Below are 12151 nucleotides of genomic sequence, written 5' to 3' on the forward strand. Positions count from 1 at the left end.
CCATGATCAGGCAGTGATGTACAGCAGTTCCCCCGCCGACGCCCCCGTCGTCCGCGAACCTCTCCACGCCCCCGTCGCCCACCTCGTCCGCGGCGGGGTCGTCGAGGGCATCCACTACGGCTCCGTCGTCGTCCTCGGCGCCGACGGACAGGTGCGGTTCCAGCTCGGTGACATCGAGGCGGCCTTCTACCCGCGCTCGGCGCTCAAGCCCGTCCAGGCCGTGGCCATGCTGCGGGCCGGGCTGCCGCTCGACGGAGCGCTGCTGTCGCTGGCCGCCGCGAGCCACTCCGGCGAGGAGCGCCACCTCGCCGGCACCCGGCGCATCCTGGAACTCGCCGGGCTCAGCGAGGACGACCTGCGCAACGTGCCCGACATGCCGTTCGACCCGGTCGTCCGGGACGCCTGGGTCCGCGAGGACCGGCCGCCCTCCCGGCTCGCCCAGAACTGCTCCGGCAAGCACGCCGCCATGCTCTGGACGGCCCGGATCAACGGCTGGTCCCTGGAGGACTACCTGGATCCCGCGCACCCCCTCCAGCAGGCCGTCGCCGAGACCGTCGAGGAGCTGACCGGCCAGCGCGTCGCCCGGGTCACCGTGGACGGCTGCGGCGCCCCGCTGTTCTCCGTCTCCCTGAACGGCCTCGCCCGCGCCCTGGCCCGGATCACCTCGGCCGAGCCCGGCACCCCCGAGGCCCGGGTCGCCGACGCGATGCGCGAGCACGCCGAGATGGCCTCCGGCTCGGGCCGGGACGTGGCCGCGCTGATGCGGGCCGTGCCCGGGCTGCTCGCCAAGGACGGCTTCGAGGGAGTCCAGGTCGCCGCGCTGCCGGACGGCACGGCGGTCGCCGTGAAGATCGCCGACGGCGCGAACCGGGCACGGATACCGGTGGCCGCCGCCGCGCTCGCCCGCGCGGGCGTCGACCCGGGGCTCCTCACCGAGTTCGCGGGGGAGTCGCTGCTGGGTGGCGGGCAGCCGGTGGGGTGCGTGCGTCCGGTGCGTGCGCTGGACCCGCTTCCGGTCACCGCCTGCGCCTAGGCCCTCCCTTTCGGATCTTGCCGGCGTCGCCGAAAGGCACCGTCGCCCCGGGCCGACCTGATCCGAAAGACAGGGCCTGGCCCGCGCCGCGAGCCGTCGTGCGCCGCGGGCCGTTCCCGGCCCGCGGGCCGTCCGCGGCCGAGCGCCCCGCGCCCCCTTCCTTCCGGGCGCTCCCACCTCCGTACCTCAGAAAGAGGACCCGCACTCCATGAGCGCCGCCACCCGCAGCGAGCACGACCTGCTCGGCGACCGTGACGTCCCCGCCGACGCGTACTGGGGTGTCCACACCCTGCGCGCGACGGAGAACTTCCCCATCACGGGCACCCCGATCTCCGCGTACCCGCACCTGATCGACGCCCTGGCCGCCGTCAAGGAGGCCGCCGCGCTCGCCAACGAGGAACTCGGGCTGCTGGCGCCCGAGAAGGCCGCCGCGATCGTCGCGGCCTGCCGGGAGATCCGCGCCGGCGCGCTGCACGACCAGTTCGTCGTGGACGTCATCCAGGGCGGCGCCGGCACGTCCACCAACATGAACGCCAACGAGGTCGTGGCCAACCGCGCGTTGGAACTGCTCGGCCACGGCAAGGGCCAGTACACGTATCTGCACCCCAACGAGGACGTCAACCTCGGCCAGTCAACCAATGACGTCTACCCGACCGCCGTCAAGATAGCGACGGTCTTCGCGGTACGTGGACTGCTCAGGGCGATGTCCGTACTGCAGGACGCGTTCGCCCGCAAGGCCGTCGAGTTCCGTGACGTGCTCAAGATGGGCCGTACACAGTTGCAGGACGCCGTGCCGATGACGCTCGGCCAGGAGTTCTCCGCGTTCGCCGTCATGATCGAGGAGGACCGCAGCAGGCTCGCCGAGGCCGTCGAGCTGATCCACGAGATCAACCTCGGTGCGACGGCCATCGGCACCGGCCTCAACGCGCCCGCCGGCTACGCCGAGGCGGCCCGCCGCCACCTGTCCGCCATCACCGGCCTGCCCCTGGTCACGGCCGCCAACCTGGTCGAGGCCACCCAGGACTGCGGCGCCTTCGTCCAGATGTCCGGCGTCCTCAAGCGGATCGCCGTCAAGCTCTCCAAGAGCTGCAACGACCTGCGTCTGCTGTCCTCCGGCCCGCGCGCGGGCCTCGGCGAGATCAACCTGCCGCCGGTGCAGGCCGGTTCGTCGATCATGCCGGGCAAGGTCAACCCGGTCATCCCCGAGGTGGTCAACCAGGTCGCCTTCGAGGTGATCGGCAACGACGTCGCCATCACCATGGCCGCCGAGGCCGGACAGCTCCAGCTCAACGCCTTCGAGCCGATCATCCTGCACTCCCTGTCGGAGTCGATCACCCACCTGGAGAGCGCCTGCCGGACGCTCGCCGAGCGCTGCGTGTCCGGCATCACCGCCAACACCGAGCGGCTGCGCGCCACCGTGGAGAACTCCATCGGCCTGGTCACCGCGCTCAACCCGCACATCGGCTACACGGCGGCGACCGACATCGCCAAGGAGGCCCTGCGCACCGGCCGAGGCGTGGCCGAACTGGTGCTGGAGAAGGGCCTGCTGCCCGCCGAACGGCTGACGGCGCTCCTCCGCCCGGAGGTACTCGCCGGAAGCGGAACCCCGCAGGCGATCTGACGCCACGGCACCCGCGCGCCGCCCGGCCCGGCCCGCGGGTGCCGTCACCCGCCCGCAGCGCCCTGCCGCCCCCGTGGCGCCCCGGCGTCAGGGGTGCGGCATGATGACGATCATGTCCTCGCAGTTCCAGCCGGTCCTCGACAGCATCCTGGCGGAGATCGAGCGCACGCCCGGGCGCGGCCGGTCCGCCGACTACATCCCCGCGCTCGCCGCCTGCGACCCCCGCCGCTTCGGCATGGCCGTCGCCGAACCGGACGGCACGGTGTACGGGGTGGGGGACTGGCGGCAGCCGTTCTCCACGCAGTCCGTCACGAAGGTCTTCACGCTCGCCCTGGACCTGGCCCGCGAGGGTGACGAACTCTGGGAGCACGTGGGCCGCGAGCCGTCCGGCAACCCGTTCAACTCCCTGGTCCAGCTGGAGTACGAGGACGGTATCCCGCGGAACCCGTTCATCAACGCGGGTGCCCTGGTCGTCACCGACCGCCTGCAGACGCGTACCGGGGACGCGGCCGGCGAACTGCTGTCCTTCCTGCGCGCCGAGAGCGGCAACCCCGCGCTGGACTTCGACCTTGAGGTCGCCGCGTCCGAGACCGCGCACGGCGACCGCAACGCCGCCCTCGCCCACTTCATGGCGTCCTACGGCAACATCGACAACGAGGTGCCGGTCCTGCTCGACCAGTACTTCCGGCAGTGCTCCATCGCCGCCTCCTGCGCCGACCTGGCCCTCGCCACCGGTTTCCTCGCCCGGCACGGCATCCGCGCCGACGGCAGCCGGCTGCTCAGCCGCAGCCAGGCCAAGCAGGTCAACGCGGTCATGCTGACGTGCGGCACGTACGACGCCGCCGGCGACTTCGCCTACCGCGTCGGCCTGCCCGGCAAGAGCGGGGTCGGCGGAGGGATCATCGCCGTCGTACCGGGACGGTGCACGCTGTGCGTGTGGAGCCCGGGCCTGGACGAACGCGGGAACTCGGTGGCGGGCGTGGCGGCCCTGGACCGCTTCACGACCCTGACCGGACTGTCGGTGTTCTGACCGCGCCCCCACCGCCCGGGCCACGCCACCCCCACGCCCCCCACCCTCCGGTCACACCTCCGCCCCCGCCCGGCAGGGCCCCCGTCGTCTTCCGGTCATCCGGTGTCGACAGGCTGTCCCGGTGTTGGCCATGGCGTTCCCCGTCGACCTCCGCCGCTGCCAGGTGCTGGGCCTGGCCGGTACCGCCTGCCTCGCCCTCGGGGGTGAGACCGCGGGCGCCCTGCCCGTGCGGAAGCTCCTGGCGCCCGCCTCGGCACAGGTGGCGCTGGGCCTGGTCGGGGTGTACTTCGGGGTCGTCCTGCTGGTGGCGGCCTGGGCGCTGCTCGGCCGCCTGGTCCGGGGCCCCGAGCCGCCCGGACCGCGCGCCCTGCTGCTCGTCCTGGCCGTCTGGGCGGCCCCGCTGCTCCTCGCCCCGCCGCTGTTCAGCCGGGACGTGTACAGCTACCTCGCGCAGGGCGCCATGGTCGACGCCCACCTGGACGTGTACGCCCACGGCCCGGACCTGCTCGGCGGCCCGCTCACCGCCGAGGTCGCCCCGATGTGGCGGCACACCGGCGCCCCCTACGGACCCGCCTTCCTGGCCGTGGCCTCCGCGCTGTCCGGGCTGACCCGCGGCGAGGTCCCCGCGGGCCTGCTCGGCATGCGCCTGGTCGCCCTGCTCGGCGTGGCCCTCATGGCGCTGGCGCTGCCCCGCCTCGCCCGGCACAGCGGCGCCGACCCGGCCGCCGCGCTGTGGCTCGGCGCGCTCAACCCGCTCGTGCTGCTGCACCTGGTCGCCGGTGCCCACAACGACGCCCTCATGCTCGGCCTGCTGGGGCTCGGCCTGGTGGCCGCGCGGGGCCGCGCACCCGCCGTCGGCGCGGTCCTGGTCACGCTCGCCGCCCTGGTCAAGGCACCCGCGACGCTCGGACTCCTGGCCGTCGTGGCCCTGATGGTCCGCTCCGGCCGCCGCCCGCTGCCGGCCGTCCTGACCACCGCCGCGGCCTGCGCCGCGACCATGGTCGCCGCCACCGCCCTCGCCGGCACCGGCTACGGCTGGATCGGCGCCCTGGGCACCCCGGTCTCCCCGCACAACTGGGCCCTGACCAGCCTCCTCGGCCGTGCCACCGGCGCGCTGCTCGCCCGCCTCGGCAGCGGCCTGGCCCCGCTGGCCGTGCCGGCCTGGCACCTGATCGGCCTCGCGGCCACCGCCGTCGCCGTGCTGCTCATCTGGCTGCGGCTGCGGCCCCGGCCGGTGTACGCGCTGGGTCTGAGCCTGCTCGCGGTCGCCGTCCTCGGACCGGCCATTCGGCCCTGGTACGTGCTGTGGGGCCTGTTCCTCATCGCCGCCGCCGCGCCCAGCACCCCGGTACGGCACCGGGTGGCCGCCCTCGCCGGGGTGCTCGCCCTCGCCGTGCTCCCCGGCGGCGGCCCGGCCGGCCCCGGGCAACTGGTGCTCGCGGTCTCCGGCGGCGCGCTCGGCGTGGTCGTCCTGTGGCAGGCCCACCAGACGGCACAGGTCCCGGCGCGGGGACGTACCGCGTGAGTGCGCCGCCGGGACCCCGTACCGGGCGCGGCCGCCTGCTGCTCGTGCTCGCCCTCGCCACGGCGGTGACGGTCTTCACGGCGACCGTGCCCCTGCTGCGCGACTTCTTCGACCTGCGCGTCTACTACGGCGCCGTGCACACCTGGGTGCACCACGGCGGCCGCCTGTACGACTACCGGGTGCCGGGCACCTCGTACGGCTTCACGTATCCGCCGTTCGCCGCCGTCGCCATGCTGCCGCTGGCCCTGCTCGGCAGGCACACCGCGATCGCCGCCTCCCTGCTGGTGAACCTGGCCGCGCTCGCCGCGGTCCTGTGGATCCTGACCCGCCCGGACCGGCGGCGGCTCGGCTGGTACCGGTGGGCGCTGTGTCTGTGCCTGCTCGCCCTGTTCGAGCCGCTGCGGGACACCGTCAGCTTCGGCCAGGTGAACCTGGTGCTGCTCGCCCTGGTGCTGGCCGACTGCCGGCTGCTGGCCACCGGCCGGGGCCGGTGGGCGGGCGCCGGGATCGGGCTGGCCGCCGCCGTGAAACTCACGCCCGCCCTGTTCGTCGGCCTGCTGCTGCTCGCCGGGCGCCGGCGGGCGGCCGGCACGGCCACGGCCGTCGCCGCCGCGGCGAGCGCGCTGGCCGTCTGGGCCGACCCGGCGGCCTCCCGCCTCTACTGGACCGAGGCACTCTGGGACACCGGCCGGGTGGGCCGCCTGGAGTACGTGTCGAACCAGTCGCTGCAAGGCGTGCTGGCCCGCCTCGGCGAGCCCGGCCGCCTCGTGTGGGCGACGGCGGTCCTGCTGACCCTCGGCGTCTGGGCGTGGCGCAGCCGCCGGGCGGTCGCGGCCGGCGAATGGACGGCGGCGTTCGCCCTCACCGGCGTGGCGGCCTGCCTGGTCAGCCCGGTCACCTGGGTGCACCACCTGGTGTGGCTGCTGCCGTCGTTCGCGGTCCTGCTGCGCGCCGGGCACCCGCGGACCGCGGGCGCCCTGTACGCGGTGCTGTGCACCAGCGTGGTGTGGCTGTGGGCCGACGACGCCTCGGGCCCGGTCGGGTTCCTCGGCGGCAACGCCTACACGTGGGTCTCGCTGGGCCTGCTGCTCGGCCTGCCGACGGGTCAGCCGCGGTCCGAGCGGGCGGCCCTGGCCCGCAGCGCCAGTGCCACGGCCGCCGCGCCGAGCACGGTGAGGCCCGCGACGACGGCGGTGCCGGACCAGTCCGGGCCGTCGTCGTCCGGGGCCACGGCCGCCGCCACCGGCTTCGCGGAGGCCGGCGTGGGGGACGGCGGCCGCAGCGCGTCCAGCGAGCCGACCGGATCCACCTGACCGGCGGACGCGAAGCCCCAGTCGAGCAGGGCGCGGGCCTCCTCGTACACCGTCAGCCCGCCGCCGGCCTGAGGGTTCAGCACGGTCGCGACCAGGGTGCGCCCGCCCCGCCGGGCCGCGGCCACCAGGGTGTTGCCGGCGTTGCTGGTGTAGCCGTTCTTGATCCCGATCAGCCCCGGGTACGGCGCGACGCCGTCCTCGCCGGTCAGCAGCCGGTTGGTGTTCTCGATGGGGTACGGCGCCCCGTCACCGGGGAAGTCGGCCGCGGCGGTGGAGCAGTACCGGGCGAAGTCGGGGTTGCGCAGGCCCATCCGGCCGAACACCGCGAGGTCGTAGGCGGAGGACACCTGGCCGGGGGTGTCGTAGCCGTCCGGGGAGACCACATGGGTGTCGAGGGCGCCGAGCGAGCGGGCCTTGTCCTGCATCCGGTGGGCGGTGGCCTCCCAGCCGCCGCTCAGCGCGGCGAGCACGTGCACGGCGTCGTTCCCGGAGCTGAGGAAGACCCCGCGCCACAGGTCCGCCACCTGGTAGGTGTGTCCCTCCTCGACACCGACCAGGCTGCTGCCCTCGCCGACGTCCGCGAGTTCCTCGTAGCGCACGGTGTGCTGCCGGGCGCCGGGCAGTCCGGGCAGCACGGTGAGGGCGAAGAGGGTCTTCAGGGTGCTCGCGGGCGGCAGCGCGCGGTGGGCGTCGTGCGCCGCCAGCACCTCCCCGCTGCCCGCGTCGGCGACGAGCCAGGACAGCGCCGAGACCTCCGGCGGTGCGGGCGTGCCCAGGTGCGGCCGGGCCTGGACGCCGGGGCGGTAGAGCAGGGAGGGCCCGGGCGTCGAGGCCCGGGGGCGTGGCGGAGCGGGCTCCCCGGCCCGGTGTCCGGCGGCGGCAGCGGCCGGCGTGAGTGCCAGCAGGCCCGCCACACAGAGGGAGCAGGCCGACACAGCCGCGCGATGACAGAATCCGGTAACCATATGATCAACCTACGAATTTGGTCCGCGTCCACCACGCTGCCCGGGCCGTTCGGGTGGTCCGGGCAACCCGGATGCCGCACCCGCAGGCTCGGCGACGCCCCGCGACGCCTCCCCGGCCGGCCGTCAGGCGGACGGCAGGGCGGGCCGGATCCGCCGCAGGAAAGCGGCGTCGTCCGGCGTGGCGCGCAGCCGTTCCAGGAGGGTCTTCGGGGCGGACGGTCCGGCCTCCCGGGAGCGCATGACCCGGCGCAGGCCGGTCACGGCCGTCAACTCGTCCGGGGCGAGGAGGAGTTCCTCGCGCCCGGTGCCGGTGGTGTCGAGGTCCACGGCAGGCCCACGTGGACGTCGTGCTGCCGGGTTGTTCAGTGCGCGGTGAGCCCGCCGTCGACCACCAGTTCCGCGCCGGTGATGAACGAGGATTCGTCGCCGGCCAGGAAGAGGATCGCGGGTGCGATCTCCTCGGCGCGGCCGGCTCGGCGCATGGGGGTGCGTTGGATGTCCGGCTGCCGGTCACCCTGGTCGTCCAGAAGGTCCTGGATCATAGGGGTGGCGATCACCCCGGGGTGCAGTGAGTTGATCCGTACTCCCCGCCGGGCGTACTCGACCGCGGCGGTTTTGCTCAACAGGCGCACGGCCCCCTTGGACGCCTGGTAGGCCGCGGCCGCACCGCTTCCCACCAGGCCGAGTACGGACGACGTATTGATCACCGACGCGTTGCCGCTCGCACGCAGGAGCGGCATCGCCGCCTTCATGCCGAGCCATGTGCCTTTCTGGTTCACGTCGATGACGCGGTCCCAGTCCTCTTCCCGGGTGTCTTCGACACCTGGCCAGTCGAGAATGCCGGCGATGTTCACGAGCACGTCCAGCGTTCCGAACCGGTCGCGTACGACGGCGATCACCTCGTCCCACTCCCGCGCGCAGGAGACATCGAGGCGGGCGGCGACGACGTCCGCGCCGCGTGCCCCGATCCGGTGGGACAGCTCCCGCAGGGGGCCTTCGGCGATATCGGTGATCACCAGCCGGGCGCCCTCGCGGGCGAAGAGTTCGGCGGTCGCTGTGCCGAGGCCGCCGGTCGCGCCCGTGATCAGCGCGACCTTCCCGTCAAGTCGTCGTCCCGTCATGGACATGGCCCTCGATTCTCGTTGTCGCTGACTGACTGGCTGCCGTATCGGGCCCTTCACGTCCGCCGAGGGCGGATGCCTCCCGGTGCCGGGGCGGCCGTGGCCGGGCCTTCTCTACGACCGGTTTCGCTCCCGGTAGAGCACGAGGTGCTCGTGATAGAGCACTCCGTCCCGGATGTCGCCCGTGGCGGTGAAGCCGGTGTCGTCGACGTAGTCCAGGTGGCTGCCGGTCACCGTGTACCGGCCGGTGTACGCGCCGGCCCGCTCGCCGCGGGCTTCGTCGTAGCGGCCGTCCGGCAGCAGTTCCTGCCGGATGTGGCCATCCGCGGTCACCCACATCCCGACCACGTCGACGTGGTCGCCCTCAACGGTCCCGGCCATGGCGGGCTCCTCTCCTCGAACGGTGCGGTCCTTCCCGCTCCGTCGAGTCTGCGCAGGTCGGCGGCCGTCAACCAGGACGCCTGCTGCCGGGGTGCAGCACACCCAGGCACCACGCCGAGCCGCCGCCTAGCCTGCGTACATGGACGACAACCACCTGGGAGACTTCCTGCCTACACGCCGTGCCGGCCTGCGGCCGGAGGACGTCGGCATGACGAGCCACGCGGCCCGCAGAGTCGCCGGACTGCGCCGCGAGGAGGTCGCCGTCCTGGCCGGAGTGAACGCCGACTACTACGCCCGCCTGGAACAAGGCCGCGAGCGCAACCCCTCACCCCAGGTGATCGACGCACTCAGCCGCGCGCTGCGCCTCGACGCGGACGCACGCGCGCACCTGTACCGGCTGGCCGGGGCCACGCCGGGCGACCGGCCCTCAGCCCACGCCGCCGAGCGGGTCAGCTCTTCGCTGCGACAGCTGATGGACGGCTACCCGAACACTCCAGCGTTCGTCATGAGCCGGACCCTGGACCTCCTCGCCGTCAACGCCCTGGCCGACGCCCTCTACGCTCCGTTCGAGCCGGCGGACAACCTGGCCCGCATGACCTTCCTCGACGCCGCGGGCCGCAGCTTCTACACGGACTGGGACCGGGCAGCCGAGGCCACCGTCGCCAACCTTCGCGAGGCAACCGGATGCGACCCGGACAACCCACGGCTGCGTGAACTCGTCCGCACCCTCACTGAGCACAGCGTGGACTTCACCCGCCGCTGGAACGCCCACACCGTGCGCGGCAAGACCCAGGACGCCAAACGCCTCCTCCACCCGGACGTCGGCCCCCTCACCCTCACCTACCAGGCTTTCGACGTACGCGACGCCCCCGGCCAGCAGCTCGTCATCTACCACGCCGAACCAGGCAGCCCCAGTGCCCAGTCCCTCCATCTGCTCGGTTCCCTCCACGCCACCCGGCGCCGGCCCGCCCCCACCGCTGATCAGCCGACGGAACACCGACTGGCCGGAGACCGGGCAGCGAGGCCACGTTCCGGCAGCATCGGGACCGACCGCCTCGGCGCCGCGCCGGACCCGCCGCCGTAACCCTGCGTACCCGCCGGTCGCCCGTCGGGGTGGTGAAGTCCCGCGGTCCGGGCCGCGATCCGGCGCGGTACGGCACAGTGGGCGGGTGCCTCGCCGACTTCTCCCGCTGCTCGCGGCGGCCCTGATGGGCCTCGCCGGTTGCACCACCGTCAGCTCCGTCCCGCCGACCGACACGGCCCGCACCCGGTCCTCCCTCGCGCCCGACACGGTGGTGCGGCCCCCGGTGCTCCGGGAACCGGTCCGCACGCCGTCGGGGAAGGCCGCGCTCGTGCGCACCGGACGCGCGCACCCGGACGGGCACCGCCCGGCGGCCGCGCCGAGGCGGCACCCCGGACCCGCACCCGCCCGCCCCCCGGCCGTGGCACCGGCCGCCCCGCCGGTGCGGCACCCGCACCCGGAGCGCAGGACCCCCGTACGGCGCCCGGCCCCGCGCCCCCGCCCGGCCCCCCGGCCGCCCGTCGCCCGTATGCGCGACCTGTGCCGTCAGGCGGACGGCGTGGCCGACCCCCGGGTCGTCCGGCTCTGCCACGACACCTTCGGATGAGCGGCGGCCGGGGCGCCTGCGGGCGACCGGCATAGGCTGACGCCATGTTCGGTCCCCAAGGCCCCACGCTGCGCGAACTCGCCGTACAGGCACTGTCGTCCGTGGAACACGGCTACGACCTGCTCGCGCCGAAGTTCGACCACACCCCGTTCCGGACGCCCGACGAGGTGCTGGACGCGGTGGCGCGGGCGCTGGCGCCGCTCGGCCCGTTCACGGACGGACTCGACCTGTGCTGCGGCACCGGCGCCGGGACGCGCGTCCTGACCGGACTGTGCCGACGCAGCGTCACCGGGATCGACTTCAGCGCCGGCATGCTCGACATCGCCCGGCAGCGGGTGCGGCCCGCGGACGAACCCGGCGTGGCCTGGGTGCGCGGCGACGCCCGGGCCCTGCCGTTCACGGCCGCGTTCGATCTCGTCGTCTCCTTCGGGGCGTTCGGCCACTTCCTGCCGCGGGAGCTGCCCGGCCTGTTCGCCCAGGCCGCCTCGGTACTGCGGCCCGGCGGCCGGTTCGCCTTCCCGGTGTTCGCACCGCCCCGCCCGGCGCACCCCGGCTTCTGGCTGCTGCTCGGCTTCGACACGGCGATGCGGGTGCGCAACACGCTGTGGCGGCCGCCGTTCGTCATGTACTACCGGGCCTTCCGGTTCGGCACCGTCCTGCGGGAGCTGGAGCGCGCGGGCCTGACGGTCGAGCTGGGCGTGCTGCCCGGGTTCGGCCGGCGCGCCGACGGCAGCCCGCGCGCCCGGCTGGTGGTGGCCCGCCGGCCCGAGGAACGGCCCGCGCGGGTCAGCCCGCCGCGGGCAGTGTGAACTCGTAGACCAGGGCGTCCCGTTCGGCGTTCACCACCAGATCGGTGATCTCCAGCGGGCGCGCGTACTGGTCGTGCACCCGCCGGGTCACCCGCACCGAGGAGGCGTGGCCGATCTGGGTGATGGAGTCCCGGTGGTGCAGCGCCAGCCCGGCCTTGCGCATCCAGTCGTAGGCCCGCCGCAGCTGCGCGGGCGTAGCCCCGTCGGCCCGGTCACGGTAGCGCGCCAGCTCCGCCACCTCGGCCAGCACCACCGCCGAGAACGACGTCACCGCCGTGCGCAGCGACCGGCCGTCCGGTGTCGCCGACAGGTACCGGTGGACCAGGGTCGGCCGGTGCGGGGCCAGGTCCAGCGCCCGCGCGTGCTCCGGTGGCGGCGCCTCCCAGGCCACCGTGGCCCGGTCGACCGCACACGGGTCCGCCGGCCGGGCGCCCACCGGGAAGGTGAGCGAGTCCGGCGTCTCCACCGGACGGCCGGGCAGCGTGGCGTGGCTGCCCCGCCTGTCGGTGGCGACCAGACCGCCGCGGCGCAGTACCTCCAGCGCCTGCCGGACGGTCTCCCGGCTGACCCCGTAGCGTGCGGCCAGGTGCCGCTCGCCCGGCAGCCGTTCACCGGGCGCGATGGTGCCGTCGCGCAGTTCGCCGAGCAGCAGCGCCGCGATCCGGCCGTACAGGGGCCGGTCGTCGCCGGACGGGGGATCAAGCGGGGTGGTGCGGGCCATGCCG

Annotated in this window: 12 protein-coding genes and 1 pseudogene; 8 read left to right on the forward strand and 5 right to left on the reverse strand. The window is 74.6% G+C overall.

Annotated features, from left to right (window positions below; genetic code table 11):
* The first annotated feature begins 16 nt into the window (after window positions 1–16).
* The 5 genes and pseudogenes from ACZ3ZD_RS08040 to ACZ3ZD_RS08060 form a co-directional block, all read left to right on the forward strand.
* Window positions 17–1033, forward strand: a complete 1017-nt coding sequence (locus ACZ3ZD_RS08040; RefSeq protein WP_467394777.1) for an asparaginase — start codon at window positions 17–19, stop codon at window positions 1031–1033.
* 208 nt (window positions 1034–1241) lie between these two features.
* Entirely contained in the window at window positions 1242–2654 is a 1413-nt protein-coding gene (gene aspA / locus ACZ3ZD_RS08045) for an aspartate ammonia-lyase (protein ID WP_467394779.1), read from the forward strand.
* Between the two features lie 100 nt (window positions 2655–2754).
* Window positions 2755–3684 (forward strand): glutaminase, encoded by a 930-nt coding sequence (locus ACZ3ZD_RS08050; RefSeq protein WP_467394781.1) that lies wholly within the window; start codon window positions 2755–2757, stop codon window positions 3682–3684.
* A gap of 130 nt (window positions 3685–3814) precedes the next feature.
* Window positions 3815–5209, forward strand: a complete 1395-nt coding sequence (gene mptB, locus ACZ3ZD_RS08055; RefSeq protein WP_467394783.1) for a polyprenol phosphomannose-dependent alpha 1,6 mannosyltransferase MptB — start codon at window positions 3815–3817, stop codon at window positions 5207–5209.
* Window positions 5210–5388: 179 nt separating this feature from the next.
* Window positions 5389–6090: pseudogene (locus ACZ3ZD_RS08060) on the forward strand (glycosyltransferase family 87 protein); the annotation flags it as partial.
* A gap of 224 nt (window positions 6091–6314) precedes the next feature.
* Here ACZ3ZD_RS08060 and ACZ3ZD_RS08065 read toward each other — a convergent pair.
* The 4 genes from ACZ3ZD_RS08065 to ACZ3ZD_RS08080 form a co-directional block, all read right to left on the reverse strand.
* Window positions 6315–7487, reverse strand: a complete 1173-nt coding sequence (locus tag ACZ3ZD_RS08065; RefSeq protein WP_467394785.1) for a D-alanyl-D-alanine carboxypeptidase family protein — start codon at window positions 7485–7487, stop codon at window positions 6315–6317.
* A 123-nt stretch (window positions 7488–7610) separates the two neighbouring features.
* Window positions 7611–7814, reverse strand: coding sequence for a hypothetical protein (locus ACZ3ZD_RS08070; RefSeq protein ID WP_467394787.1), 204 nt, complete (start codon window positions 7812–7814; stop codon window positions 7611–7613).
* Window positions 7815–7849: 35 nt separating this feature from the next.
* On the reverse strand, window positions 7850–8608 hold the full coding sequence (locus ACZ3ZD_RS08075; protein ID WP_467395318.1) for an SDR family NAD(P)-dependent oxidoreductase: 759 nt from the start codon (window positions 8606–8608) through the stop codon (window positions 7850–7852).
* Window positions 8609–8722: 114 nt separating this feature from the next.
* Window positions 8723–8989, reverse strand: a complete 267-nt coding sequence (locus ACZ3ZD_RS08080) for an Atu4866 domain-containing protein (protein ID WP_467394789.1) — start codon at window positions 8987–8989, stop codon at window positions 8723–8725.
* 139 nt (window positions 8990–9128) lie between these two features.
* Here ACZ3ZD_RS08080 and ACZ3ZD_RS08085 point away from each other — a divergent pair, with 139 nt between their 5' ends.
* The 3 genes from ACZ3ZD_RS08085 to ACZ3ZD_RS08095 all read left to right on the forward strand — a co-directional run bounded on the left by ACZ3ZD_RS08085 (window position 9129) and on the right by ACZ3ZD_RS08095 (window position 11426).
* Window positions 9129–10073: a helix-turn-helix domain-containing protein gene (locus tag ACZ3ZD_RS08085; protein WP_467394791.1), complete on the forward strand. Its 945-nt coding sequence runs from the start codon at window positions 9129–9131 to the stop codon at window positions 10071–10073.
* 85 nt (window positions 10074–10158) lie between these two features.
* Window positions 10159–10617 carry a hypothetical protein gene (locus ACZ3ZD_RS08090; RefSeq protein ID WP_467394793.1) on the forward strand — a complete coding sequence of 153 codons (459 nt, stop codon included), beginning with the start codon at window positions 10159–10161 and terminating at the stop codon, window positions 10615–10617.
* Between the two features lie 44 nt (window positions 10618–10661).
* Window positions 10662–11426, forward strand: coding sequence for a class I SAM-dependent methyltransferase (locus ACZ3ZD_RS08095; RefSeq protein WP_467394795.1), 765 nt, complete (start codon window positions 10662–10664; stop codon window positions 11424–11426).
* Here the strand turns inward: ACZ3ZD_RS08095 and ACZ3ZD_RS08100 are convergent.
* Window positions 11404–12147 (reverse strand): GntR family transcriptional regulator, encoded by a 744-nt coding sequence (locus tag ACZ3ZD_RS08100; RefSeq protein WP_467394797.1) that lies wholly within the window; start codon window positions 12145–12147, stop codon window positions 11404–11406. The two genes, ACZ3ZD_RS08095 and ACZ3ZD_RS08100, sit on opposite strands and share 23 nt — an antisense overlap.
* Window positions 12148–12151 lie beyond the last annotated feature (4 nt).

The sequence above is a fragment of the Streptomyces sp. NPDC023481 genome (genome assembly GCF_055560195.1).

Bases quoted from the DNA above. Each gene is read 5' to 3' on its own strand.
- ACZ3ZD_RS08040 (WP_467394777.1), top strand. From the start codon at position 17: ATGTACAGCAGTTCCCCCGCCGACGCCCCCGTCGTCCGCGAACCTCTC.
- aspA (WP_467394779.1), top strand. From the start codon at position 1,242: ATGAGCGCCGCCACCCGCAGCGAGCACGACCTGCTCGGCGACCGTGAC.
- ACZ3ZD_RS08050 (WP_467394781.1), top strand. From the start codon at position 2,755: ATGATGACGATCATGTCCTCGCAGTTCCAGCCGGTCCTCGACAGCATC.
- mptB (WP_467394783.1), top strand. From the start codon at position 3,815: ATGGCGTTCCCCGTCGACCTCCGCCGCTGCCAGGTGCTGGGCCTGGCC.
- ACZ3ZD_RS08065 (WP_467394785.1), bottom strand. From the start codon at position 7,487: ATGGTTACCGGATTCTGTCATCGCGCGGCTGTGTCGGCCTGCTCCCTC.
- ACZ3ZD_RS08075 (WP_467395318.1), bottom strand. From the start codon at position 8,608: ATGACGGGACGACGACTTGACGGGAAGGTCGCGCTGATCACGGGCGCG.
- ACZ3ZD_RS08080 (WP_467394789.1), bottom strand. From the start codon at position 8,989: ATGGCCGGGACCGTTGAGGGCGACCACGTCGACGTGGTCGGGATGTGG.
- ACZ3ZD_RS08085 (WP_467394791.1), top strand. From the start codon at position 9,129: ATGGACGACAACCACCTGGGAGACTTCCTGCCTACACGCCGTGCCGGC.
- ACZ3ZD_RS08095 (WP_467394795.1), top strand. From the start codon at position 10,662: ATGTTCGGTCCCCAAGGCCCCACGCTGCGCGAACTCGCCGTACAGGCA.
- ACZ3ZD_RS08100 (WP_467394797.1), bottom strand. From the start codon at position 12,147: ATGGCCCGCACCACCCCGCTTGATCCCCCGTCCGGCGACGACCGGCCC.